This window comes from Frigoribacterium sp. AC759, assembly GCF_979256015.1.
The window spans coordinates 1-278 of sequence record NZ_CEEDMT010000081.1; the positions used below are offsets into that span (position 1 = coordinate 1).

General features: G+C 77.3%; 1 pseudogene. It reads left to right on the top strand.

Annotated features, from left to right (window positions below):
* Positions 1-195: pseudogene (locus tag ACZ6JE_RS15170) on the top strand (DUF4188 domain-containing protein); the annotation flags it as partial.
* Between the last annotated feature and the right edge of the window lie 83 nt (positions 196-278).

Below are 278 nucleotides of genomic sequence, written 5' to 3' on the forward strand. Positions count from 1 at the left end.
GCCCCGGGCGCCGTCGGCATCTGGCACGAGACGTTCGTGGTCGACCGCGCCGAGAGCATGTCCGTCGACAGCACCGTGTCGGGTCTCGCGCAGGCGATGCGTTCGGTCCCGGTCGGTCCGCGCAGCGACCCGGCACGGGCCCGCGCGGCGAGCGGTCGCACGCCGGGGTCGACGGGCCCGGCCCGCGCCTCCTGACGTGTCCCCCGCCGGCGCCGCCGTCGGCGATCCGCGCAGGGGCCCGCGCGTAGCGTGACGGACGTGCCGCACTACGCCATCAT